Here is a 22,858-nt window from a genome sequence, read left to right on the forward strand (position 1 = left end):
ATGGCGTCGGAATTTGTTAGGGTCCCCTAAGAGGCGACCCCGTCCGGGGCGCTCGGGGACTCAGGACGAACGGCTCTCGGAGGTCGGGACGTGAGCAGCAGCGACAGAGACACAGCGGTACGCAGGCCGGTCACGGCCCTGCCGTTCCGGCTGCACGCGTCGGTGACGTGCCCGCCGCCGGCGGAGCTGGCGCTCTCGCTGGCGTGGGAGCTCGGCGACTTCGACGCCGACCGCTCCGAGCGCAACCTGACCGCGCTGGCCGCCGCGATCCTGCCCGGGACCGAGCGCGATCCGGCGGCGCAGCTGCGGGCGCTGGGCGAGGCCGTGACGAACATGGTGCTGTGCTCGCGCAGCGACGGCGGCCCGAACGAGCTGCTGATCGACCAGGCGCTAGAGCACGGCCACGCCCACCCGGTGCTGGTCGCGATCGTGCTGCAGGAGATCGGCCGCCGCGCCGGGATCCCGGTGGGGATCGTCGCCAATGAGAACGGGCACTTCCTCGCCCACCAGCGGCTGACCGACGCCCGCGTCCTGGACCCCCGCACCGGCCGGCTCGTCGACGCGGACGCGCTCGGCGTCCTGCGCTGGCAGTGCGGCCACCAGGTCGCCGCCGAGCTGCTCGACCTGCTCCAGCCACGCTACGAGCGCAACGGCGACCTCACGCGTGCGCTGCACGTCGCCCGGCTGCGGACGACGCTGCCGTTCGAGGACATGGCCGAGGCCGAGCAGCGCCTGCGCCGCATCACCTCCCGCCTGAACTAGAACGTTGGACGGGTGGGCGACGACGGCGGAGCTCGCCGGGCCGCGACTGCACGACGCGCTCAAGGCCTGCGGCGACTCGCTGAACACGGACCGACCCGACATCCAGGGCCAGCGGCTGGTCGAGGTGGTCACGTGGGTGCTCGCCGAGCCGATCGCGACGGCGCTGATCAACGACGAGCCGCTCCCGGACCTGCATCCGGACCACGTCGAGTTCTGGATCGGCGAGGACATGCGGATCCGGCGCCACGCCGAGGCCACCTTCGACGGAGCGCCCGACGAGCACATCACGGCGCATCTGACACCGCTCATCGAGGCGGTCAACGCGACCACCAAACGCCCGACGAAGGCGCTCTGGCGCGCGGTCAAGGACCGGACGGACGGCGCGATCGCCTGGATCGCCGAGACGACCGGCAAGCGCCAGCGCGCGTTCGAGCTGCTGCACGACCGCGCCGAGCTGCGCATGCTGGACCTGCGCACCCACGAGATGCTGCTCCACGTCCGCGAGGGCTGCTGTCTGTACTACCGGACCCCCGCGAACGTGAAGTGCTTCGGCTGCCCGCTCCTCGACGACGAGGAACGGCGCCGTCTCAGCGGCGTAGCGTGAGCGATCTCACGACGAGCTTGCCGCCGGCCTGCCGCAACTCGGCGCGCACCCGGGCCGCGGCGTGCTTGCGCAGCAGCGCCCGCCCCGCCGATGACAGCGCGAGCCGCACCGTCGCGGACTTGCCCGCCGCGACCGTGTACTTCGCCGACGCCGTCAAGGCGACGGTCCGCTTCAAGCGCAGCGTCCCGCGACACGCGGTCTGACCCGCGCAGCGCACCACCACCGGCACCCGCGTACCCGACCTCTTCAACTTCGTCGACCGCACGGACGCCACACCCGCGACCGGCTTGGGCGCAGGGACCACGGTCGGCGCAGGCGTCGGCGCCGGTGTCGCGACGGCCGTCGGCACAACGGTCGGGACAGGGGTCCGGATCGGCGTCGGCGGATCGGGCTCGCGCAGCAACCGCGCGAACAGCGGCTCCCCCGCGCTCACCCGCGTGAGCGTGAGCGTCCGGGTCACGCCGCTCACGGTCGCCTGCGCGGAGATCACACGATCGGCGGACAGGTCGATGCCCTCGGTCCCGGTCGCCGTCCAGCTCGATGTCAGCAACGGCAGCAACACCGTCGACGGACCGTCGGCCGGCACGGTCGCCGTTCCCGAGAACGGGACGGTCTGGGACGCTTCGGCACTGCGCGCGCCGTGCACCACGACGCCGCCGGTCACCGTCGCGGCGCCACCGCTCCCCAGCCACGCCGCACGCTGCGCGGCGGTCAGCCGCAGGCGCAACGTCGCGCCGCCGAACGAGACCTCCTGGCCGTTGCCCACCCGCGGCGGCACGCGGGACAACGTGAGGTCGGCGTCGACCCGGTCGGCCAGCGGCGCACCGTCGACCGCGCCGGTCCAGCCCGGCACGGCGAACACGCTCAACGCGCCCGGGAGCACGTCGCCGAACGTGCCTCCCTCCAGCTCCTGCGTCGCTTGCAGGCAATCGAGGAAGAGCTTGGCGTCGCTCGCCAACGACGCCTCGACGTACAGCGAGCCGCGCACGCGGACGTCGTTGCCGTTGCGCCCGATGGGGAGCGGCGGCAGCGACTCGCCGAGCGCCTGGCGCACCTGCACCTCGCCGCCCGTCGCCGTCCACGACACAGGCGCGAACGGCGCCGCGATCACGATCAGGGACGAGCGCTGCTCGTCGACCTCTCCGCTCGGCAGCAGCTCGATGTGGGCGCGGGCGACCGTGTCGAGGGCGATCGGCGCCGTGACACCCTCCGCTGTGTTCGTGGCCTCGAGCGCAAGCCACGCCCGGACGGGCAGATCGGTGTCACCCGGCCCGATCATGCTGAAGTCGTAGGCGGTCTTGGGGATCCACGACGGCAGGACCGCCGAGACGGTCCCGTCCCGCAACACGACCTTGTCCCCGACGGCGAGCTTCGCGTCGTTGGCGAGCTCGGTGCCACCCGCGTCGGTCAGCTTGCCGCTGAAGACCATCGGCACCGGCCGCCAGAGGCCGTCGTAGCTGTACTGGCACTGGTTGTCGAACGACATCGCCGGGAAGGCGGAACCGCTCGCCGGCGCCACGAGGGCGCCGGCGAGCAGGCACAGCAGCGTCACCGCGAGGCGCATGGACCTATCCGCGCTTGAGCGTGATCGTCTTGGTCACCGCCGTGCCACCGGCGACCGGCGTGAGCGTCAGCTTGACCTTCAGCGTCTTGCGCGACTTCAGCAGCGTCTTCGCCGTCTTGGAGAGCGAGAACTTGACGCTGCTCGCGCCTGGCTTGAGCGTGATCTTCTTGCCCGCCGCGACCGTGACCACCTTCTTGGTCCTGCCGACCTTGTACTTGTTCACGGTCTTGGCCGAGAGCGTGTACTCCGCGTCCTCGGCGTTCGGGTTGGTCAGCTTGAGCGTCACGCTGCCGGCCGACGTCGGCTTCAGCGTCGAGGTCGATGCCAGCGTCACCGGCTTCGGCGCGGGAGCCGGGACCGGGACCGGAGCGATCGGCAGCGCCGCCGACGCGATCGCCGGCAGCGGCGCGAACGTCAAGCCGAAGCGCCCGCGCGAGCCGACCGCCTTCTGCTGCGTGCCCGCGCTGCCGCCGAGGTAGAAGCCCGGCATGTCCGGGTCGCCGACAGCCGCGTCGCCGCCCGCCGGGTCGACGTCGCCGAACAGCAGGTTCGGCTGCCCGCGCGAGATCTGCGTGTTGACGACCGTGACCTGGCCCGGGATGCAGTCGTTGCTGGCGCCGTAGGCCTCGGTCTGGGCGCGCACGTAGACGCTGCCGTACGGGCGGACGTTCAGCGGCTTGTTGTAGCCCGGGTAGCCGTAGCCCTTGGACTCGACCTGGATGATCCCCATGCTCCCGGGCGCGGCGACGGTGAAGTCGACGGCCCCGGCGCCGGTGGGCGTCCAGGTCGTGCGCGGCAGGTCGAGGATCACGGGCTCGATCGCCGCCGTCGGCTCGTTGTCGGTGTAGAGCGCCGGGTTGGAAGGCGTGCCGGGCGTCGAGTCCTGGATGTTGATCTGCCAGTAGCCGCGCACGCGCACGGTCTGCACGCCCTGCGTGGTGTTCGAGCCGGCGATCGTCACCCACGCGTCGAGCGGGAACTGGCTGTTGCCGACGTGCGACAGGTACCGGTGGGCGAGGTTCAGCGCCGGGGCCGCGGTGAAGTAGTCCGGCGTGTCCTTGGGCTGGTCGGCGAGCCGCATCTGCGGCAGGCCGGCCGAGACCTTGTTCGCGTAGACGTACACCGGCGCCTGCGACGTCCCTGTGTTGTACGACCAGTAGAGGACGTTGTTGTCGCCCGGGTTCGCGCGCTGGGAGAACGAGCGGACCGTGTCCTCGTCCTGGCCGCGCGGGATGCCGCTGTAGCTCGCGGTCGCTCCGCCCGTGCGCTTGTACATCTGCACCGCCACCCGTGGGTCGGTGAAGGTGAGCTGCAGCTGCAGGTCGCGCAGCGCCAACGGCTGGCCGGGGACCGCCGTCAGCGGCGACGCGTCGGCGCGCGCGAGCGTGATCGCCAGCGAGTCGACGATGTCGTTCGCCGCCGGAGGATCATCCGGGTAGTTCTGGTTGGTGTAGCTCGCGAACGGGCTGATGCAGGACCAGCCGTTGCCGTCCGCCGCGGAGGCGGGGTTCGCTCCGACCGCCGCGGCGAGCGCCGCCAGCGGGATGAGCATGCTGCGTCGATTCATTCTCTGCTCCGAGATCGTGGGCCCGGAACGGCCCGAGTGGTTCAGAACAGGAGTGCCGACGCCCGCGGTGCCAGGCGCCCTTCCCCCTCTATGTAAAGCATCCTTGCCAACTACAGAACGGAGGATATTACAGCTACCCTCCGAGGACGTGCGCACCGTCGAGGTCTGGCAGGCCGGTCTCGCTCAACCGCCCGAGCTGGTGGGCTGCCTGGAAGCGATGCTGTCCGACGCGGAGCGCACCCGCGCCGAGCGGCTGAGCTCCGCCCCGCGCTGGATCGTCGCCCGCGCCGCGCTGCGGATCGTGCTCGCCTCCCACCTCGCCGAGCACCCGGCCGACGTCGAGCTCGACACCGGCCCGCACGGCAAGCCCGAGATCCCCGGCTCCAGGCTGCGGTTCAACCTCTCGCACTCGGGGGACCTGGCGCTGATCGCGCTGACCCGAGACGCGGAGCTCGGCGTCGACGTGGAACGCACGTCGCGGCGCTCGACAGCGGTCGAGCGCACGCTCACCGACGGCGAGCGCTCGAGCCTGAACGGGCACGACCGCCACATCGGGCTGCTGCGGATCTGGTGCCGCAAGGAAGCGATGGCCAAGGCGGGCGGCGGCGGCCTCGGGTGGGCCCCGGAGACGTTCGACACGAGCGCCCCGGGCTCGTTCTCGCTGTCCGACCTGCGACTCCAGGACGGCTACGTGGGCGCGGTGGCGGTCCTTGGTCCTCCCGCCGACATCGCGTTGTACCGCGTCGCGTTCTGAGTAAAGATCCCGCGTGGGCGCGGCATGAACGCCGCGGGGTCTCACAGAGAGGGCAAAGATGAGGGGTAAGTACGTCGCCGGCCTGGCGACGGCGCTGGCGCTGGGTACGCCGGCTTTGGCCGTCGCGGGTCCGCCCGCGCCGGTCGATGCGCAGAACTGGACGTTCCAGGACAACTTCACCTGGAACGACTACCACCCGATCCCCGGCAAGGACTACTCGGATCCGAGCATCCAGCCGACCGTGAAGAAGTGGAAGGTCGCGCTCGTCCTGACCGACTTCCCGGACAAGACGTTCTTCGTCTCGCAGCCGGCCGGCTCGACGATCTACGGCACGCCGACGATCGAGGCGCATGACATCCCGCGCGCCGACGTCCCGGCGTTCTACCGCGACTTCCTCAACAAGCCGCAGCCGCTGAACCACTTCCAGACGATGAACCGCTATTGGATGGAGGACAGCTACGGCAAGTACGGCGTGCAGCTCGACTCGTTCGGGCCGTACAAGCTGCCGGGCAACTCCTACCAGTACTTCCTGACCGACCAGCAGGGCGCGGCGAACAATCCGGCGCACTGCCCCCAGCTGACGCCGGCCAAGCCGTGCAACCTGAACTTCCGCACCGACGCCCGCGCCGCGTGGCTGGCCGACGTCGGCGCGGCCAAGATCGCCGAGTACGACAACATCTTCTACGTCTCCGCCGGCGAGGACGAGTCGTCCACGTGGCAGGAGTTCGGCGAGATGAAGTTCCTCACGCAGAACGATGTCACGGACGCGTTCGGCCCGAAGGCCTACGGCGACCTCAACCAGACCAACTGGGCGGTCTCCCGCTACGTGCCGTGGAGCTCGTGGGTGACGGTGGCGAACATCTGGCCCAACGCGAGCGGCAACACCTCGGTCGAGGGCGAGAGCTCGGGCATGGGCACCTACGCCCATGAGCTGACCCACAACCTCGGCCTGCCCGACAACTACAACAACCCGTTCACGTCGCCCTACCAGCGGACCGCGACGGGCATGTGGGACATGATGAGCCGCGGCCAGTTCAACGGCGCCGGCGGCCAGCACACGCGCTACCTGATCCCGCCGACGACGGGCTCGGCGCTGGGCTCGCAGCACAACATGCGCAACAAGCGCTTCCTGAACTTCCTCACCGACAACGACATCCTGCGCCTGAACCGCGACGGCCTGAAGTCGTCGGGCATGGCGGTCGCCGATGTCACGGCGCGCGAGGTCGCGCCGACCACCGGCGAGATCTCGGGCGTGACGATCGTCCTCGACGGCGCCGGTGACACCGGCGCGCCGTGCGACTACGTCCAGAACCCGTACTGCGACGGCGTGCGCACCCAGGCCAACGGCACGATCACCGGCAAGTACAACAACTTCCACATGGAGGTCGTGCAGCAGATCGGCTCGGACTCCTTCGACCCGGGCCACGGCGTCCTGATCTCGAAGTCCAAGAACACGGCGTCCAGCTGCGGCAACTTCAGCTGCTTCGTGTGGTTCATCGACGCCCACCCGGAGGACATCAACCGGGTCGACTACATCGGCCCCGACGGGCAGCCGCGGCTGGCCACCCCGGGCGACGAGCGCCAGAAGAACGACGCGACGTTCAACGCGGGCACCAACTCCGGCACGCTGTCCGAGTACGAGGACACGGCCAACCGCCTGCACTTCTACATCCTCGACAAGCGCACCGACGCCCAGGGCGTCCTGCACTACAAGGTCGGCGTCCGCTCGCTCGACGGCTCGGGCCCGCAGACGCGCGGCGTCGCGCTCGCCTCGCCGCAACTGGGCAACGCCGAGGGCTACGCGACCTGCACGTTCGACCTCAAGAACACGGGCGCGATGGCCGCGGTGCCCAACGTCCACCCGCAGGACGCCTCCGCGTACCTGGACAGTGACATCTACCGGCTCTCCGCCTCGGCCACCGGCACGGGCTGGAGCGCCTACCTGAAGAACCAGTTCGCGTCGGCCGAGTTCGGCCAGTCGGTCAGCGTCCCGGTCTACATCGAGAAGGGCACCGGCGCGGGCACGGTCACGCTCAACGCCGTGTCCGAGTCGGACCCGTCCAAGACCGCCTCGGCGGTCTGCACGCTCGCCGACGGCACCGTCGGCGGCGCCGTCCCGGCGACGCTGGCGCTGACGATGGGCGCTCCGGCCAGCTTCGGCGGCTTCACCCCCGGCCTCGGCAAGGACTACTTCGCTTCCACCACCGCGACCGTCGTCTCGACGGCGGGCGACGCGACCCTGACCGTGGCCGACCCGTCGGCCACGGCCAACGGCCACCTGGTCAACGGCACGTTCTCGCTCCCGCAGGCGCTGCAGGCGTCCGGCTCGACGTCGGGTACGTACGCCGCGCTGCCGACCGCGCTGAAGGCCTACAACGGCCCGGTCTCCAACGACGTGGTCCCGGTCAGCTTCAAGCAGACCATCGGGGCCAACGACGCGCTGCGGACGGGCGCGTACACCAAGACGCTGACGTTCACGCTCAGCACGACCACACCGTAAGCTCACAAAAGCCCTGCTCCGTGGACGAATGTCCACGGAGCTGGACTTGACCGTCCGTTTTCTCCGTCGCAATATGGCCCGACGCGGTGCGCGAGCACCGCGAGGGTCTAAAAGAAGGGGAATACATGAAGGTGCTTGGAGCCGCCGGGATGGCGGCGCTGCTGGCGCTGGCCGCGCCGGCGGTCGCGAGCGCGGGTGCTCCCGCGCCCGTCGATCCGCAGAACTGGTCCTTCCAGGACAACCTCACCTGGAACGACTACAAGCCGTTGCCGGGAACGGACTACTCCAACCCGGACGTCCAGCCGACGGTGAAGAAGTGGAAGGTCGCGCTCGTCGTGACGGACTTCGCGGACAAGGGCTTCACGATCTCGCAGCCCGCGGGCTCGACGATCTTCGGCACGCCGACCACGGACGCCAACCAGGTCCCGCGCGATCAGGTGCCGGCGTTCTACCGCGACTTCCTCAACAAGCCGCAGGCGCTCAATCACTTCCAGACCATGAACCGGTACTGGATGGAGGACTCCTTCGGCAAGTACGGCGTGCAGCTGGACGCCTTCGGTCCGTACCGCCTCCCGGGTCGTTCGTACCAGTACTTCCACGACTACACGACGAACGCGCACTGCCCGGACGCCGCGCACTACCCGTGCACGCTGAACTTCCGCACCGACGCGCGCGCCGCCTGGCTGGCCGACGTCGGCACGGCCAAGATCGCCGAGTACGACAACATCTTCTACGTCTCCGCCGGTGAGGACCAGTCCTCGACCTGGCAGGAGTTCGGCCAGATGAAGTTCAAGACGCAGGACGATGTCACAGACGCCTTCGGTCCGAAGGCGTTCGATCCGCTGCAGACCAACTGGGCTCCGACCCGGTACGTGCCGTGGTCCTCGTGGGCGTCGTCGTCGACGATCTGGCCCAACGCGTCGGGCAACACGTCGATCGAGGCCGAGAGCTCCGGCATGGCGACCTACGCCCACGAGCTGACGCACAACCTCGGCCTGCCGGACAACTACGGCAACCCGTTCGGCACCACGCAGCAGCGCGCCGCCACGGGCATGTGGGACATGATGAGCCGCGGCTCGTTCAACGGCCCGGGCGGCCAGCACACCCGCTGGCAGATCCCGCCGACGCAGGGCGCCGCGCTCGGCTCGCAGCACAACATCCGCAACAAGCGCGTCCTGAACTTCATCGGCGACAACGACCTGCTGCGGCTCAACCGCGACGGGCTCGCGACGTCGGGCATGGCGGTCACCGATGTCACCGCGCGTGAGACGGCGCCGTCAGGCGGCGAGATCTCCGGTGTCAACATCGCGCTCAACGGCGCGGGCGACAAGGAACCGCCCTGCAACTACCTGACCGACCCGACCTGCGACGGCGTTCGCACGTCCGGCTCCTCGGTCACGGGCAAGTACGACAACTACACGATGGAGGTCGTGCAGCAGATCGGCTCGGACTCCTTCAGCCCGGGTCACGGCGTCCTGATCTCCAAGACGAAGAACACCGCGTCCTCCTGCGGCTCCTCGAGCTGCTTCGTGTGGGTCGTCGACGCGCACCCGGAGGACATCAACAAGGTCGACTTCGTCGCCGCCGACGGCACCGTCAACAAGGCCACCATCGGTGACGAGCGCCAGAAGAACGACGCCTCGTTCAATGCGGGTCTGAACTCCGGCTCGTCCTCGGAGTACGAGGACACGGCCAACCGCCTGCACTTCTACATCCTCGACAAGCACACCGACGCGCAGGGCATCCTGCACTACACGGTGGGCGTGCGCTCGCTCGACGGCTCGGGCCCGCAGACGCGCGGCGTCGCGCTGGCCTCGCCGGCGCTCGGCACCGACGCGGGTTACACGACCTGCACGTTCGACCTCAAGAACACGGGCGCCTCGGCGGCCGTCCCGGCCGGCACGCACCCGCAGGACGCGTCGGCCTACCTCAACAACGACATCTACCGCCTCTCGACCACGGCCACGGGCACCGGCTACGCCGCGTACCTCAAGAACGCGTTCGCGACGGCCAAGTTCGGCGAGTCGGTCTCGGTCCCGGTCTACATCGAGAAGGGCACGGGCTCCGGCACCGTCACGCTCAACGCCGTGTCGGAGTCGGATCCGTCCAAGACGGCCTCCGCCGTCTGCACCCTGGCGGACTCGAGCGTCGGCGGCTCCGTGCCGGCCACGCTCGCGCTGACGATGGGCGCTCCGGCCAGCTTCGGCGGGTTCACCCCCGGCCTGGGCAAGGACTACTACGCCTCGACGACGGCCACCGTCGTCTCGACCGCCGGTGACGCGACCCTGACGGTCGCCGACCCCGACGGCTCGGCCAACACCGGCCATCTGGTCAACGGCACGTTCGCGCTGCCGTCGGCGCTCCAGGCCTCCGGCTCCACCGCCGGCGCCTACTCGGCGCTGCCGGCCACGCTGAAGACCTACAGCGGCCCGGTCTCCAACGATCCGGCTCAGGTGAGCTTCAAGCAGACGATCTCCGACCACGACGCCCTGCGCACGGGCACCTACGCCAAGACGCTGACCTTCACTCTCAGCACCACCACACCGTAGGTTCATCTGGCTCTCCTCCGTGGACGCAAGTCCACGGAGGAGCGCTTGACCAGCGCCTTTATCTCCCCTGAATATGGCTCTCACGCGGCTCGCCAGTGCCGCGAGGGTCTAAAGAGAGGGAAGATTCATGAAGGTGCTTGGAGCCGCCGGTTTGGCGGCTGTGCTCGCGCTGGCGACGCCGACGGTCGCGTCGGCCGCCGGCCCGCCCGCGCCCATCGATCCGCAGAACTGGTCCTTCCAGGACAACTTGACCTGGAACGACTACCACGCGCTGCCCGGCACGGACTACTCCAACCCGGACATCCAGCCGACGGTCAAGAAGTGGAAGGTCGCGCTCGTCGTCACCGACTTCGACGACAAGCCCTTCTATCTCTCCCAGCCGGTCGGCAGCTCGGTCTTCGGCACGCCGACGACCCAGGCGCACGACATCCCGCGCGCCGACGTCCCGAACTTCCTGCGCGACTTCCTCAACAAGCCGCAGGCGCTCAATCACTTCCAGACCATGAACCGGTACTGGATGGAGGACAGCTTCGGCAAGTACGGCGTCCAGCTCGACGCCTTCGGCCCCTACCGCCTGCCGGGCCACTCCTACCAGTACTTCATGACCGAGTTCGGCGGCAACGCCAACCTCGCGCACTGCCCGGCGCTGACGCCGGCGCACCCGTGCAACCTGAACTTCCGCACCGACGCCCGCGCGGCGTGGCTGGCCGACGTCGGCCAGACCGTCATCAACGGCTACGACAACATCTTCTACGTCTCCGCCGGCGAGGACGAGTCCGCCACCTGGCAGGAGTTCGGCGAGATGAAGTTCAAGACCATGGACGACGTCACCGACGCGTTCGGCCCGAAGGCCTACGGCGACCTGACCCAGACCAACTGGGCCGTCACCCGCTACGTGCCGTGGTCCTCGTGGGCGGCCGTGTCCGGCATCTGGCCGAACGCGAGCGGCAACACGTCGATCGAGGCCGAGGCCTCCGGCATGGCGACCTACGCGCACGAGCTGACCCACAACCTGGGCCTGCCGGACAACTACAACAACCCGTTCGGCACCGTCCAGCAGGTCACCGCGACCGGCATGTGGGACATGATGAGCCGCGGCTCGTTCAACGGCCCGGGCGGCCAGCACCAGCGCTACCTGATCCCGCCCACGCAGGGTGAGGCGCTGGGCTCCCAGCACAACGTGCGCAACAAGCGCGTCCTGAACTTCATCACCGACAACGACCTGCTGCGGCTCAACCGCGACGGGCTCAAGCAGTCGGGCATGGCCGTGGCCGACGTCACCGCGCGTGAGACCGCGCCCTCAGGCGGCGAGATCTCGGGCGTGAACATCGTCCTCGACGGCACCGGCGACAACGAGCCGCCGTGCTACATCAACGGCACGCTGACCACCCCCAACTGCGACGGCGTCTCGCGCAACGCGGCGGGCACGATCGGCAACAAGTGGAACAACTACACGATGGAGGTCGTGCAGCAGATCGGCTCGGACTCCTTCGACCCGGGCCACGGCGTCCTGATCTCCAAGACCAAGAACGCCAACTCCTCCTGTGGCTCGTACAGCTGCTTCGTGTGGGTCGTCGACTCGCACCCGGAGGACATCAACCAGGTCGACTTCGTCTCCGCCGACGGCACGCCGAAGAAGGCCACGGTCGGCGACGAGCGCCAGAAGAACGACGGCTCGTTCAACGCCGGCCTGAACTCCGGCTCCTCGTACGAGTACGAGGACGCGCCGAACCGCCTGCACTTCTACATCCTCGACAAGAAGGCCGACGCGCAGGGCATCCTGCACTACACGGTCGGCGTGCGCTCGCTCGACGGCTCCGGCCCGCAGGCGCGCGGCGTCTCGCTCGCCACGCCCACGCAGGGCGCGGCCGACGGGTTCACCACCTGCACGTTCAACCTCAAGAACACCGGCGCCTCGGCCACGACGCCGAACGTCCACCCGCAGGACGCGTCCGCGTACCTGAACAGCGACATCTACCGGCTCTCGGTCTCGGCGAACGGCACGGGCTGGAACGCGTACCTCAAGAACGCGTTCGCGACCGCCAAGTTCGGCGACTCGGTCAGCGTCCCGGTCTACATCGAGAAGGGCACGGGCGCGGGCTCGATCACGCTCAACGCCGTCTCGGAGAGCGACCCGAGCAAGTCCGCCACGCAGATCTGCACGTTCGGCGACTCGACCGTCGGCGGCTCCGTCCCGGCGACGCTCGCCCTGACCATGGGCGCTCCGGCCTCGTTCGGCGCGTTCACCCCCGGCCTCGGCAAGGACTACTTCGCCTCCACCACGGCGACCGTCGTCTCCACCGCCGGTGACGCCGCGCTGACCGTCGCCGATCCGTCGACCACGGCCCCCGGCCATCTGGTCAACGGCACGTTCTCGCTCCCGCAGGCGCTGCAGGCGTCCGGCTCCACGTCGGGCACCTACGCCGCGCTGCCGACCACGCTGAAGACCTACAGCGGGCCCGTCTCCAACGACGTCGCCCCGATCAGCTTCAAGCAGACCGTCGGCTCGAGCGACCCGCTTCGCACGGGCACCTACGCGAAGACCTTGACGTTCACCCTGTCCACGACCACCCCTTAGTCGAGTGTTCGGCCTCCGTGGATCATTTTCCACGGAGGCCGTCTTGACCTGACCTTTAGCTCTCCGCGACCATTCATGAGAGGGCGGCAAGATGCCGCTGGGTCTATAGGAGGGCTTAGATGAGGGGAACTCGCGCCGCGGTCGCAGCGGCGTTGGCCGTTCTCGCCGCGCCTGTCGCCGCCAACGCGGCCGACACTGCGCCGGCACCGATCGATCCGCAGAACTGGTCCTGGCAGGACGAGCTCACGTGGAACGACTACAAGAAGCTGCCGGGACCGGACTACTCGGACCCGAGCATCCAGCCGACCGTGAAGAAATGGAAGGTCGCGCTCGTCGTGACCGACTTCCCGGGCACGCCCTACACGATCACGCGCCCGCAGGGCGGGACCGTGTTCGGCACGCCCACCGCCGAGGCGCACGACATCCCGCGCGCCAACGTCGCCACGTTCCTGCGCGACTTCTACAACACGCCGCAGCCGCTCAACCACTTCCAGACCATGAACCGGTACTGGATGGAGGACTCCTTCGGCCGCTACGGCGTGCAGCTCGACGCCTTCGGCCCCTACGAGCTGCCCGGCCGCCAGTACCAGTACTTCCTCAACGACCAGGGCTCGAACAACACGCGCTGCCCCACGGCCGCGACCACGCCCTGCAACAAGAACTTCCGCACCGACGCGCGCGCGGCCTGGCAGGCCGACGTCGGCGCGGCCAAGATCGCCGAGTACGACAACGTCTTCTACACCTCCGCCGGCGAGGACGAGTCCTCGACCTGGCAGGAGTTCGGCGAGATGAAGTGGATGACGCCGGAGGAGGTCACCGACCCGTTCGGCCCGGACCAGTTCGATTCCACGTTGCCGACCAACTGGGCCGCCACGCGCTACGTGCCGTGGACGTCGTGGGTCTCGGCGGCCACCAACTGGCCCAACGCGTCGGGCAACACGTCGGTCGAGGCGGAGAGCTCGGGCATGTCGACGTACGCCCACGAGCTCTCGCACAACCTCAACATCCCGGACAACTACGGCAACCCGTACGCGACGATCCAGCAGCGCGGGTTCACCGGCATGTGGGACATGATGAGCCGCGGCACGTTCAACGGCCCGGGCGGTCCTCACACCCGCTTCCTGATCCCGCCGACGCAGGGCTCCTCGCTCGGCTCGCAGCACAACCTGCGCAACAAGCGCTTCCTGAACTTCGTCTCCGACGGCGACCTAGTGCGCCTGAACCGCAACGGCCTGGCGTCGTCGGGCCTCGCGGTGGCGGACGTGACCGCGCGCGAGGTGCCGCATTCGACCGGCGAGGTCGCCGGCGTGCGGATCGAGCTCGACGGGGCGGTCGGCGACAACGCGACGCCCTGCAACTACCAGACCGATTGGCGCTGCGACGGCGTGCGCACGCAGGGCACGACGGTCACCGGCAAGTACAACGCGTACACGATGGAGGTCGTCCAGCAGATCGGGTCGGACTCCTTCGACCCGGGCCACGGCGTCCTGATCACCAAGGTCAAGAACAGCTCCTCCAGCTGCGGCGGGTCGTCCTGCTTCGCGTGGATCATCGACTCGCACCCGGATGACATCAACCACGTCGACTTCGTCCGGCCGGACGGCACGCCGAAGATCGCGACGCTCGGCGACGAGCGCCAGCTCAACGACGCGTCGTTCAACGCGGGCCTGGACTCCGGCTCCTCGTACGAGTGGACCGACGAGCGCAACCGCCTGCACTTCTACGTAGTCGACAAGACCACCGACGCGCAGGGCATCCTGCACTACAAGGTCGCCGTGAAGTCGCTCGACGGCGCGGGCCCGCAGAGCCGCGGCGTCGCGCTGCAGTCCGGCGTCTCGACCGAGGTCGCCCCCGGCCAGTGGTCGACCTGCACGTTCACTCTGAAGAACACGGGCGCGGCGGCGGCGACCGATCCGGCCCTGCACCCGCAGGACCAGAGCGCGAACCTGACCTCGGACGTCTACCGCCTGTCGGCCACGGCGACGGGCACCGGCTGGAGCGCGAAGATCCTCAACGCGCTGACCGCCGTCAAGTTCGGCGAGTCGGTCAAGGTCCCGGTCTACGTGACCAAGGGCACGGGCGCCTCGGCCAACGGCACGGCCTCGCTGACGGCCACCTCGGAGAGCGACCCGTCCAAGACCCAGACCGCGGTCTGCGGCCTCGGCTCGGGCGACGTCGGCGGCTCGGTGCCGGCGACGCTCGCGCTGACCCTCGGCACGCCGGCCTCGTTCGGCGCCTTCACGCCGGGCGTCGGCAAGCTCTACGCGGCGTCGACCACGGCCAACGTGATCTCGTCCGCCGGTGACGCGACCCTCACGGTCGCCGACCCGTCGGCGACCAACATCGGCAAGCTCGTCAACGGCACGTTCGCCTTGAACCAGCCGCTGATGGCGCAGGCCTCCTCCCCCGCCGCCGGTCCGGCGGGCGCGTTCGCGGCGGTCGGCGGCTCGGCCGCGCCGACGCAGCTGGCGAAGTGGACGAACCCGGTCGCCAACGACCCGGTGACGATCGGCTTCCAGCAGACGATCCTGGCGTCCGAGCCCCTGCGCACGGGTGCGTACGGCAAGACGCTGACGTTCACGCTCTCCACCACGACGCCTTAACGGCTCGCGGCCTTATCCTCCCCGGCTCCTATACCAGTGCCGGGGAGGAGAGGCCCAATGGCTGAGAGCGTCTACCGGGTGACCGAGGTCATCGGTGTCAGCAGCGAGTCGTGGGAAGGTGCCGCCCGTGCGGCGGTCGAGACCGCGGCCCGGACCGTCCGCGACCTCCGGGTCGCCGAGGTGGTGCGTCAGGACGTGACGATCGGCGACGGCGGCGTCGTCAACTTCCGCGTCCGGCTCGCGATCTCGTTCAAGTACGACACCGGCGAATAGATAAAGGGGCCTGACCCCTTTATCTGCCGAACGTCCGCACGAACTGGTGGGCTCGGCCCTGGAGGGCCTCCACCAGCGTGCGGACCTCGGCCAGGTCGGAGCGCAGCTCGCGATCGCCGACCTCGACCGGGAGCATCGAGTCCTGGAGCTCGACGAGCGCGTTGTCGGCCTCGTCGATCGCCTCGCCGGCGCGTTCGAGGAACGCGCGGGCGCCCTGGGACGGCGCGCCGGCGTTGGGCTGCCCGAACGTGCGGGTCGGGAGCGAGTAGCGGGTGGCGAACGCGGTGTGGGTGCGCTGCGCGCGGCCGAAGGCCGTTTGCACGCCGCGGAAGAGCTCCTCCTCCAGGCGGTCGGCGGAGTTGTCGTCGAGCAGCTCGTAGGCCGCGCCGAGGACCGCGAGCGCCATGGCGAGCTCCTCGATCGCGATCGCGAGGTCGTCGAGCAGCTGTTGCCGCGCCTCGGCGGTCACATAGGTCATGGGTCGGGCTCCAGGTTGCGCGTGGACCACCACTCCTCGCCGTAGTCGATGGTGAGCTCCTCGCCCGCATCGACGTCACGCGTGGTGACGAACGTGATCACCCGAGGACCGTCCTGGACGTACTCGCAGTTGGCCTCGTAAGAGTGGTTGTAGAGCATGCCGTAGCCGAGCAGCAGGATGACCTCGTGCTCGTCCTCCGCCGAGCCGAACACGTAGTCCCCGAGCCGGCCGGTGACGGTGTCCTCGGGCAGTTCCAGCGTCGGGCACGACTCGACGGACTCGCCCTTCTCGAACGCGCGCGTGGCGAACACGCCCCGGCCGTAGGGCCCTTCCTTGATCTCGATCCCGTCGTGCATCGGCAGCGCACCTTAGCCGCCGGAACGCCGGATACGGTCCCGCGCGTGTTGAGACTCCTCGGCAAGGAACCGTCGGCCGTCCTGCTGGCGGTCCAGCTGGCCGGCGTCCTCCTCTATCCGTTCATGGAAGGCCAGGGCACGGGGCAGGCGCTGTTCGCGATCTTCGGGATCGTCGCGCTCGGTCTGGTGGTGCTGGCCGTGCGGGCCTCGCCGGCGTTCACGTGGATCGCGCTGCTGCTCGGGATCCCGGCCACGGTGCTGTTGATCATCGAGGCGTTCGCCGGCACCGAGGGGCTTCTCGCCTACTCGTCGGCGCTCGAGGCGCTGCTGTACTTCTACGCCGCGTACGCGCTGATCGCGTACATGCTCGCCGACCACGAGATCACGCGAGACGAGTTGTTCGCGGTCGGCGCGACGTTCACCCTCGTCGCGTGGGGCTTCGCGCACGTCTACACGGTCTGGCAGGAGATCGAGCCGCACAGCTTCATCGCGGCGATCAACCCGGACAGCCCGCGGACCTGGATGGAGCTGCTCTTCCTGAGCTTCACCACGCTCTCGAGCACGGGCCTGAGCGATGTCGTGCCCGTCGAGCCGTTCGCCCGCAGCCTCTGCATGATCGAGCAGGTCGCGGGCGTGGCCTACATCGCGGTCGTGGTCTCCCGCTTGGTCGCGCTCACGATCCCGCGCCCGCGGGCGTGAGGCTGCGGTAGAGCTCGGAGGTCTGCTCGGCGATCGCCGGCCAGGCGAAGCTCGCCACCGCCCGCTCGCGCCCCGCGCGCCCCATCGCGTTCGCCCTCGCCGGGTCGGCGATCAGCGTGTTCACCCGCTCGGCGAAGTCGGCGGCGTACCGCTCCGGGTCGCGCGGCACGCCGGTCCCGTCGTCGCCGGGCTCGATCGGCACCAGGAACCCGGTCTCGTCGTCGACGACGACCTCGACGATCCCGCCCGTCGCGGTCGCCACGACGGCCGCCTCGCAGGCCATCGCCTCGAGGTTGACGATCCCGAGCGGCTCGTAGATCGACGGGCACGCGAAGACGGTCGCGTGGCTAAGGATCTGGATCACCTCGGGCTTGGGCAGCATCTGCTCGATCCAGAACACGCCCTCGCGCGACGCGCGCAGCTCGTCGACCTTGGCCTCGACCTCGGCGCCGAGCTCGGGCGTGTCGGCGCTGCCCGCGCACAGCACCAGCTGGGCGCTGGGATCGAAGTGGCGGGCCGCGTCGAGCAGGTGCGTGACGCCCTTCTGGCGGGTGATGCGCCCGACGAAGACGACGCTCGGCTTGGACGGGTCGATGCCGTGCTTGGCGAGGACCTCGGTGCCCGGGTCCGGCTCGTACTCGGCCGTGTCGATCCCGTTGTAGATCACGTGGACGTTCGCCGGGTCGATCTTCGGATAGACGCTGAGGATGTCGCGCTTGGTGCCGTTGGACACCGCGATCACCGCGTCGGCGTTCTCGAGCGCGGTCCGCTCGCAGAAGCTCGACAGCCGGTAGCCGCCGCCGAGCTGCTCCTCCTTCCAGGGCCGCAGCGGCTCGAGCGAGTGCACCGTGGCCACGTGCGGGATGCCCCACAGCAGCTTCGCCAGGTGCCCGCCGAAGTTCGCGTACCAGGTGTGCGAGTGGGCGAGGTCGGCGTCCTGCGCGCCCGCGGACATCGTCAGGTCGATGCTCACCGCCCGCAGCGCGGCGAGCTCGGGCGCGTCGCCGGACAGCGCGTCCCACGCCGTGTGCGGCACGTCACCCGTCCCCCACGCGTGCACCGTGACGTCCTCGAACGCCCGCAGCTCGCGGGCGAGGTACTCGACGTGCACGCCCGCCCCGCCGTAGACCTCCGGCGGGTACTCGCGGGTCATCAGCGCAATTCGCACAACGCCTCACTCTCGTTCGCGCCGCGGAAGCGAGCCGCCAGGCGAGTTTCCGCCGAAGTATGCGAGCGCGCAGCGCGAGTCATACGACTCATTCCGTCACCCGCATCCCCTTGGGGACGACGACGATGCCGCCCTCTGAGACGTGGAAGCGCTCGCGGTCCTTCTCCGCGTCGACGCCGATCTCCACGCCCTCCCCGATGTAGACGTTCTTGTCGAGGATCGCCCTCCGAACGACCGCGCTGCGGGCGATCTCGGTCTCGTGCATGACGATCGAGTCCTCGACCAGCGAGTACGAGTGCAGGTGGGCGAGCGGCGAGAGGATCGAGCGGCGCGCGGTCCCGCCCGAGAGCACGACCCCGGCGCAGACCATCGAGTCGACCGCGTGCCCGCGGCGGCCCTCCTCGTCGAACACGAACTTGGCCGGCTGCGTGATGCCCGGCCACGTGTGGATCGGCCAGTCGTGGTTGTACATGTTGAAGATCGGGTGGACCGAGATCAGGTCCATGTGCGCGTCGTAGTAGGCGTCGAGCGTGCCGACGTCGCGCCAGTAGCCCTTGTCGCGCTCGGTCGCGCCCGGCACCTCGTTGGAGGAGAAGTCGTAGACCTGCGCGTCGTTCTGGGAGACCAGCGCGGGGATGATGTTGCCGCCGAGGTCGTGCTTGGACGTCTCGTCGGCGGCGTCGGCCGAGACCGTGCTGATCAGCGCCTCGGTCGAGAAGACGTAGTTGCCCATCGAGGCGAAGACCTCGTTCGGGGAGTCGGGGAGACCGACCGGGTCGGATGGCTTCTCCCGGAACGCGGCGATGTCACGCCCGTTGGCGGCGGTCTCGATGACGCCGAACTGGTTCGCCTGGTCGATCGGGACCCGCAGCGCGGCGACGGTCACGCCCTTGCCGGACGCGATGTGCTGCTCGACCATCTGGCGCGGGTCCATGCGGTAGATGTGGTCGGCGCCGAAGACGATGATGTGCTCCGGCCGTTCGTCGGCGATCAGGTTGTAGTTCTGGTAGATCGCGTCCGCCGAGCCGACGAACCAGCGCGGCCCGAGCCGCATCTGCGCCGGCACGGGCGTCACGTAGTTGCCGAGCAGCGGCGACAGGCGCCACGTGGTGGTCACGTGGCGGTCGAGCGAATGGCTCTTGTACTGCGTCAGCACCACGATCTGGTGGTAGTTGGCGTTGACGAGGTTCGAGAGCGCGAAGTCGATCAGCCGGTAGTTGCCGCCGAACGGCACGGCGGGCTTGGCGCGGTCGGCCGTCAACGGCGCGAGGCGCTTGCCCTCGCCGCCCGCGAGGACCATGGTCAGAACTCGGCTCATGCGACGCTCCGAAATCGGGATGCCTGATCAGCCCCGCTGATCCCGTAACTGCGGTGGTTCAGGCTCCTCATGCCAGGATCTCCCGCGCGTCGTTGATGATCTGCTCGAGGTGCTCCGGGCCCTTCAGGGACTCGGCGTAGAGCTTGTAGATGTCCTCCGTGCCGGAGGGCCGGGCGGCGAACCAGCCGTCGGCGGTGACGACCTTCACGCCCCCGATCGCCGCCCCGTTGCCCGGCGCGGTGGTCAGGATCGCCTGGATCGGCTCGCCCGCCACCTCGGTCGCGGAGATGTCCGACGGCTCGAGCTTGAGCAGCTTCTCTTTGCGCTCGGGCGTGATCGGCGAGTCCGTCCGCTTGTAGGCGGGCGCGCCGAAGCGGGCGGTGAGTGCCTGGTAGCGCTCCCCCGGATCCTTGCCGGTCTTGGCGACGATCTCGGCCGCCAGCAGCGCGAGCAGGATGCCGTCCTTGTCGGTCGACCACGGCTTGCCGTCGAGGCGCAGGAAGGACGCGCCGGCGCTCTCCTCGCCGCCGAAGCCGAGCGAGCCGTCGACGAGGCCGTCGACGAACCACTTGAAGCCGACGGGGACCTCGACGAGCCGGCGACCGAGGTCGCGGGCCACGAGGTCGATCATCGTCGAGGACACGAGCGTCTTGCCGATCCCCGCGTCGCCCCAGTCGCGGGCGCCGCCGAACAGGTACTCGATCGCCACCGCGAGGTAGTGATTCGGGTTCAGCAGCCCGGTGGAGGGCGCGACGATCCCGTGCCGGTCGGCGTCCGGGTCGCAGGCGACCGCGATGTCGAACCGGTCCTTGTACTCGATCAGCCCGCTCATCACGTACGGCGAGGAGCAGTCCATGCGGATCTTGCCGTCGTGGTCGAGCGGGACGAAGCGGAACGTCGGGTCGACCTCGTCGTTGACGACCTCGAGGTCGAGCCCGTGGACGTCGGCGATCGCCTGGAAGTAGGCGACGCTCGCGCCGCCCAGCGGGTCGGCGCCGATCCGCACGCCCGCGTCCCGGATCGCGTCGATGTCGATCACGTTCGGAAGATCTTTGACGTACGCATCCACGTAGTCGTGTGGCGCTGTACGTGCGTCTGCAGTGTCGATCGCGGTGCCCAACAGCTCGTTGGCGACCGCCTCGACGCGCTTGGTGATGTCGGTGCCGGCCGGCCCGCCGCTCGGCGGGTTGTACTTGTAGCCGCCGTCCTCGGGCGGGTTGTGGCTCGGCGTGAGCACGATCCCGTCGCTGCCGGGGTGGGTGAGGATCGCGTGGCTGAGGGCCGGAGTCGGCGTGTAGCCGTCCGCGGCGTCCACCCGGACGTCGATCCCGTGCGCGCTGAAGACGCTGATGGCCGTGTGGAACGCGGGCTCCGAGAGCGCGTGCGTGTCGCGCGCGACGAACAAGGGCCCGGTGATCCCCTCCGACCTTCGATGCCGGGCGATCGCCTCGCTGATGGCCAGGACGTGGGCTTCGGTGAACGTGCCCTTGAGCGATGTGCCGCGGTGGCCGGAGGTCCCGAACGAGACCGGGCCCCTGGGTTCGCGGCGATATGCGGCGTAGAGCTCGTCGAGGTCGACGAGCATCGCCGCGTCTGGACGGGTGCCTGCGGAGGGGCTCACGCGGCGAACGATGGCACGACTGTGGATAGTGTGCGCGCATGCGGCAACTGACCAGCCTCGACGCGCAGTTCCTGGCGCTCGAGAACTCACGCCAGACGGGCCATGTGGGCAGCCTCGCCATGCTCGACGCGTCGACGGCCCTGAGCGGGGAGTTCGGGATCGAACAGGTCAAGCTGCTGCTCTCCGAGCGCGCTCCCCAGCTCCCGCCGCTGCGCTGGCGGCTGGCGACCGTGCCGCTCGGGCTCGACCACCCCTACTGGGTCGAGGAGGCCGAGATCGACCTCGGCTACCACGTCCGCGAGATGGCGCTCGCCCACCCGGGCACCGACGAGCAGCTGGCCGACCAGGTGGCGCGGATCATGTCGCGGCCGCTCGATCGCGCCCGGCCGTTGTGGGAGCTCTACGTGATCGAGGGCCACGAGTCCGGCCTCGTGTGCGTTCTGACCAAGATCCACCACGCGGTGATCGACGGGTTGTCCGGGGCCGAGATCATGGCGCTGCTGCTCGACCTGACGCCGGAGGGACGCGAGGCGCCGCCGGCGGCCGACGACGATCTCGCCGACCCGCCGCCCACGGGCCTGCAGATGTTCGGGCTCGGGCTGCTCGGTCTCCCCCGCTACCCGGTCCGCATGCTGCGGGCGCTGCCGAAGGCGATCCCCAACCTCGAGGACACGCCGTTCGGGATCTTCCCGGGGGCGGGCACGCTGTCCAAGGTGGCGGGTGTCCTCAACCGCGACGGCGTCGAGCGGCCGGACATGGTCGCGCCCAAGACGATCTTCAACGGCCGTGTCTCACCGCACCGGCGCTTCGTCTTCGGCCAGCTCCCGCTGAGCGAGTTCAAGGCGGCCAAGAACAACCACGGGGCGACGGTCAACGACGTGGTCGTGAGCGTGTGCGCGGGCGCGGTGCGGCGCTGGCTGATCGAGCACGACGACCTGCCGGACACGCCGCTGGTCGCCCAGGTGCCGGTGTCCGTGCGCACCGGCGAGCAGTTCGGGACCTACGGCAACCGGATCCTGCTGATGGCCGCGCCCCTGTTCACCGACGAGCCGGACCCGGTCGAGCGGCTGCGCCGGACCCACGAGGCGCTGGCGGACATGAAGGAGCGCCACAAGGCGCTGCCCGCCGAGCTGCTCCAGGACGCCAACAACTTCATCCCGCCCGCGGTCTTCTCGCGCGCCGCGCGGCTCACGTTCGGCTTCTCGACCTCGCGCCCCGGCCGTCCGACCTGGAACCTCGTGATCTCCAACGTGCCCGGCCCGCAGTTCCCGCTCTACATGGCGGGTGCGAGGCTCGAGGCGAACTACCCCGTCTCGGTCATCACCGACGGCATGGGGTTGAACATCACCGTGATGAGCTACATGGGGCACATGGACTTCGGGATCGTCGCCGACCGCGACCAGATGCCCGATCTGGACGTGCTGATGGACTACCTGCGCGAGGAGCTGGAAGCGCTTGAGTAGC

General features: G+C 69.5%; 17 protein-coding genes. 10 read left to right on the plus strand and 7 right to left on the minus strand.

Translation table 11 applies throughout. The features are described 5' to 3' along the window. Positions 1–90: 90 nt before the first annotated feature. Both G569_RS0110820 and G569_RS0110825 read left to right on the plus strand, forming a co-directional pair. The gene (locus G569_RS0110820) at positions 91–762 is read left to right on the plus strand and encodes a transglutaminase family protein (protein WP_084284671.1); all 672 of its coding nucleotides are present in this window, start codon (positions 91–93) and stop codon (positions 760–762) included. A 4-nt stretch (positions 763–766) separates the two neighbouring features. Then, the gene (locus G569_RS0110825; RefSeq protein ID WP_028063429.1) at positions 767–1,366 is read left to right on the plus strand and encodes a (2Fe-2S)-binding protein; all 600 of its coding nucleotides are present in this window, start codon (positions 767–769) and stop codon (positions 1,364–1,366) included. On the opposite strand, the gene G569_RS0110830 is transcribed toward G569_RS0110825, so the two are convergent. Together G569_RS0110830 and G569_RS0110835 are read right to left on the minus strand one after the other, a co-directional pair. Beyond that, positions 1,350–2,930 (minus strand): hypothetical protein, encoded by a 1,581-nt coding sequence (locus G569_RS0110830; protein ID WP_028063430.1) that lies wholly within the window; start codon positions 2,928–2,930, stop codon positions 1,350–1,352. The two genes, G569_RS0110825 and G569_RS0110830, sit on opposite strands and share 17 nt — an antisense overlap. Positions 2,931–2,934: 4 nt before the next feature. Next, entirely contained in the window at positions 2,935–4,497 is a 1,563-nt protein-coding gene (locus tag G569_RS0110835) for a hypothetical protein (RefSeq protein ID WP_157591949.1), read from the minus strand. Positions 4,498–4,645: 148 nt separating this feature from the next. Here G569_RS0110835 and G569_RS57705 point away from each other — a divergent pair, with 148 nt between their 5' ends. From G569_RS57705 to G569_RS0110865, 6 genes are all read left to right on the plus strand, one after another. Then, the gene (locus G569_RS57705) at positions 4,646–5,251 is read left to right on the plus strand and encodes a 4'-phosphopantetheinyl transferase family protein (protein ID WP_053226173.1); all 606 of its coding nucleotides are present in this window, start codon (positions 4,646–4,648) and stop codon (positions 5,249–5,251) included. Positions 5,252–5,309: 58 nt separating this feature from the next. After that, on the plus strand, positions 5,310–7,751 hold the full coding sequence (locus tag G569_RS47340; RefSeq protein WP_157591950.1) for a M6 family metalloprotease domain-containing protein: 2,442 nt from the start codon (positions 5,310–5,312) through the stop codon (positions 7,749–7,751). Between the two features lie 125 nt (positions 7,752–7,876). Beyond that, positions 7,877–10,300, plus strand: a complete 2,424-nt coding sequence (locus G569_RS47345; RefSeq protein WP_157591951.1) for a M6 family metalloprotease domain-containing protein — start codon at positions 7,877–7,879, stop codon at positions 10,298–10,300. Positions 10,301–10,427: 127 nt separating this feature from the next. Then, on the plus strand, positions 10,428–12,878 hold the full coding sequence (locus G569_RS47350) for a M6 family metalloprotease domain-containing protein (protein WP_157591952.1): 2,451 nt from the start codon (positions 10,428–10,430) through the stop codon (positions 12,876–12,878). 119 nt (positions 12,879–12,997) lie between these two features. Continuing rightward, positions 12,998–15,481, plus strand: coding sequence for an immune inhibitor A domain-containing protein (locus G569_RS47355; RefSeq protein ID WP_211232951.1), 2,484 nt, complete (start codon positions 12,998–13,000; stop codon positions 15,479–15,481). 57 nt (positions 15,482–15,538) lie between these two features. Continuing rightward, the gene (locus G569_RS0110865) at positions 15,539–15,754 is read left to right on the plus strand and encodes a dodecin family protein (RefSeq protein WP_028063432.1); all 216 of its coding nucleotides are present in this window, start codon (positions 15,539–15,541) and stop codon (positions 15,752–15,754) included. 19 nt (positions 15,755–15,773) lie between these two features. On the opposite strand, the gene G569_RS0110870 is transcribed toward G569_RS0110865, so the two are convergent. Beyond that, positions 15,774–16,232 carry a hypothetical protein gene (locus G569_RS0110870; protein WP_028063433.1) on the minus strand — a complete coding sequence of 153 codons (459 nt, stop codon included), beginning with the start codon at positions 16,230–16,232 and terminating at the stop codon, positions 15,774–15,776. Next, positions 16,229–16,588, minus strand: a complete 360-nt coding sequence (locus tag G569_RS47360; protein ID WP_037495846.1) for an SET domain-containing protein-lysine N-methyltransferase — start codon at positions 16,586–16,588, stop codon at positions 16,229–16,231. Before G569_RS47360 ends, G569_RS0110870 begins: the two co-directional genes overlap by 4 nt. A 48-nt stretch (positions 16,589–16,636) precedes the next feature. Here G569_RS47360 and G569_RS0110880 point away from each other — a divergent pair, with 48 nt between their 5' ends. After that, positions 16,637–17,287, plus strand: a complete 651-nt coding sequence (locus G569_RS0110880) for an ion channel (protein WP_028063434.1) — start codon at positions 16,637–16,639, stop codon at positions 17,285–17,287. Here G569_RS0110880 and glgA read toward each other — a convergent pair. The 3 genes from glgA to G569_RS0110895 all read right to left on the minus strand — a co-directional run bounded on the left by glgA (position 17,262) and on the right by G569_RS0110895 (position 21,358). Further along, a complete protein-coding gene (glgA, locus tag G569_RS0110885) occupies positions 17,262–18,440 on the minus strand; it encodes a glycogen synthase (protein WP_037495852.1) in 1,179 nt (392 codons plus the stop codon). The genes G569_RS0110880 and glgA overlap by 26 nt on opposite strands. Positions 18,441–18,543: 103 nt before the next feature. Next, positions 18,544–19,773, minus strand: coding sequence for a glucose-1-phosphate adenylyltransferase (gene glgC / locus G569_RS0110890; RefSeq protein ID WP_037495855.1), 1,230 nt, complete (start codon positions 19,771–19,773; stop codon positions 18,544–18,546). A gap of 67 nt (positions 19,774–19,840) precedes the next feature. Next, complete coding sequence (locus G569_RS0110895; RefSeq protein ID WP_053226176.1) at positions 19,841–21,358, minus strand: phosphohexomutase domain-containing protein; 1,518 nt, start codon at positions 21,356–21,358, stop codon at positions 19,841–19,843. A gap of 74 nt (positions 21,359–21,432) precedes the next feature. Between G569_RS0110895 and G569_RS0110900 the strand changes: the two genes are divergently transcribed. Next, positions 21,433–22,857: a WS/DGAT/MGAT family O-acyltransferase gene (locus tag G569_RS0110900; protein ID WP_028063437.1), complete on the plus strand. Its 1,425-nt coding sequence runs from the start codon at positions 21,433–21,435 to the stop codon at positions 22,855–22,857. Position 22,858 lies beyond the last annotated feature (1 nt).

It is taken from the genome of Solirubrobacter soli DSM 22325, from assembly GCF_000423665.1.
Lineage (GTDB): Bacteria > Actinomycetota > Thermoleophilia > Solirubrobacterales > Solirubrobacteraceae > Solirubrobacter > Solirubrobacter soli.

Coding starts and splice junctions, on each gene's coding strand:
- G569_RS0110830 (WP_028063430.1), bottom strand. CDS start 2,930: ATGCGCCTCGCGGTGACGCTGCTGTGCCTGCTCGCCGGCGCCCTCGTG.
- G569_RS0110835 (WP_157591949.1), bottom strand. CDS start 4,497: ATGAATCGACGCAGCATGCTCATCCCGCTGGCGGCGCTCGCCGCGGCG.
- G569_RS47340 (WP_157591950.1), top strand. CDS start 5,310: ATGAGGGGTAAGTACGTCGCCGGCCTGGCGACGGCGCTGGCGCTGGGT.
- G569_RS47345 (WP_157591951.1), top strand. CDS start 7,877: ATGAAGGTGCTTGGAGCCGCCGGGATGGCGGCGCTGCTGGCGCTGGCC.
- G569_RS47350 (WP_157591952.1), top strand. CDS start 10,428: ATGAAGGTGCTTGGAGCCGCCGGTTTGGCGGCTGTGCTCGCGCTGGCG.
- G569_RS47355 (WP_211232951.1), top strand. CDS start 12,998: ATGAGGGGAACTCGCGCCGCGGTCGCAGCGGCGTTGGCCGTTCTCGCC.
- G569_RS0110865 (WP_028063432.1), top strand. CDS start 15,539: ATGGCTGAGAGCGTCTACCGGGTGACCGAGGTCATCGGTGTCAGCAGC.
- G569_RS0110870 (WP_028063433.1), bottom strand. CDS start 16,232: ATGACCTATGTGACCGCCGAGGCGCGGCAACAGCTGCTCGACGACCTC.
- G569_RS47360 (WP_037495846.1), bottom strand. CDS start 16,588: ATGCACGACGGGATCGAGATCAAGGAAGGGCCCTACGGCCGGGGCGTG.
- glgA (WP_037495852.1), bottom strand. CDS start 18,440: ATGACCCGCGAGTACCCGCCGGAGGTCTACGGCGGGGCGGGCGTGCAC.
- glgC (WP_037495855.1), bottom strand. CDS start 19,773: ATGAGCCGAGTTCTGACCATGGTCCTCGCGGGCGGCGAGGGCAAGCGC.
- G569_RS0110895 (WP_053226176.1), bottom strand. CDS start 21,358: ATGCTCGTCGACCTCGACGAGCTCTACGCCGCATATCGCCGCGAACCC.
- G569_RS0110900 (WP_028063437.1), top strand. CDS start 21,433: ATGCGGCAACTGACCAGCCTCGACGCGCAGTTCCTGGCGCTCGAGAAC.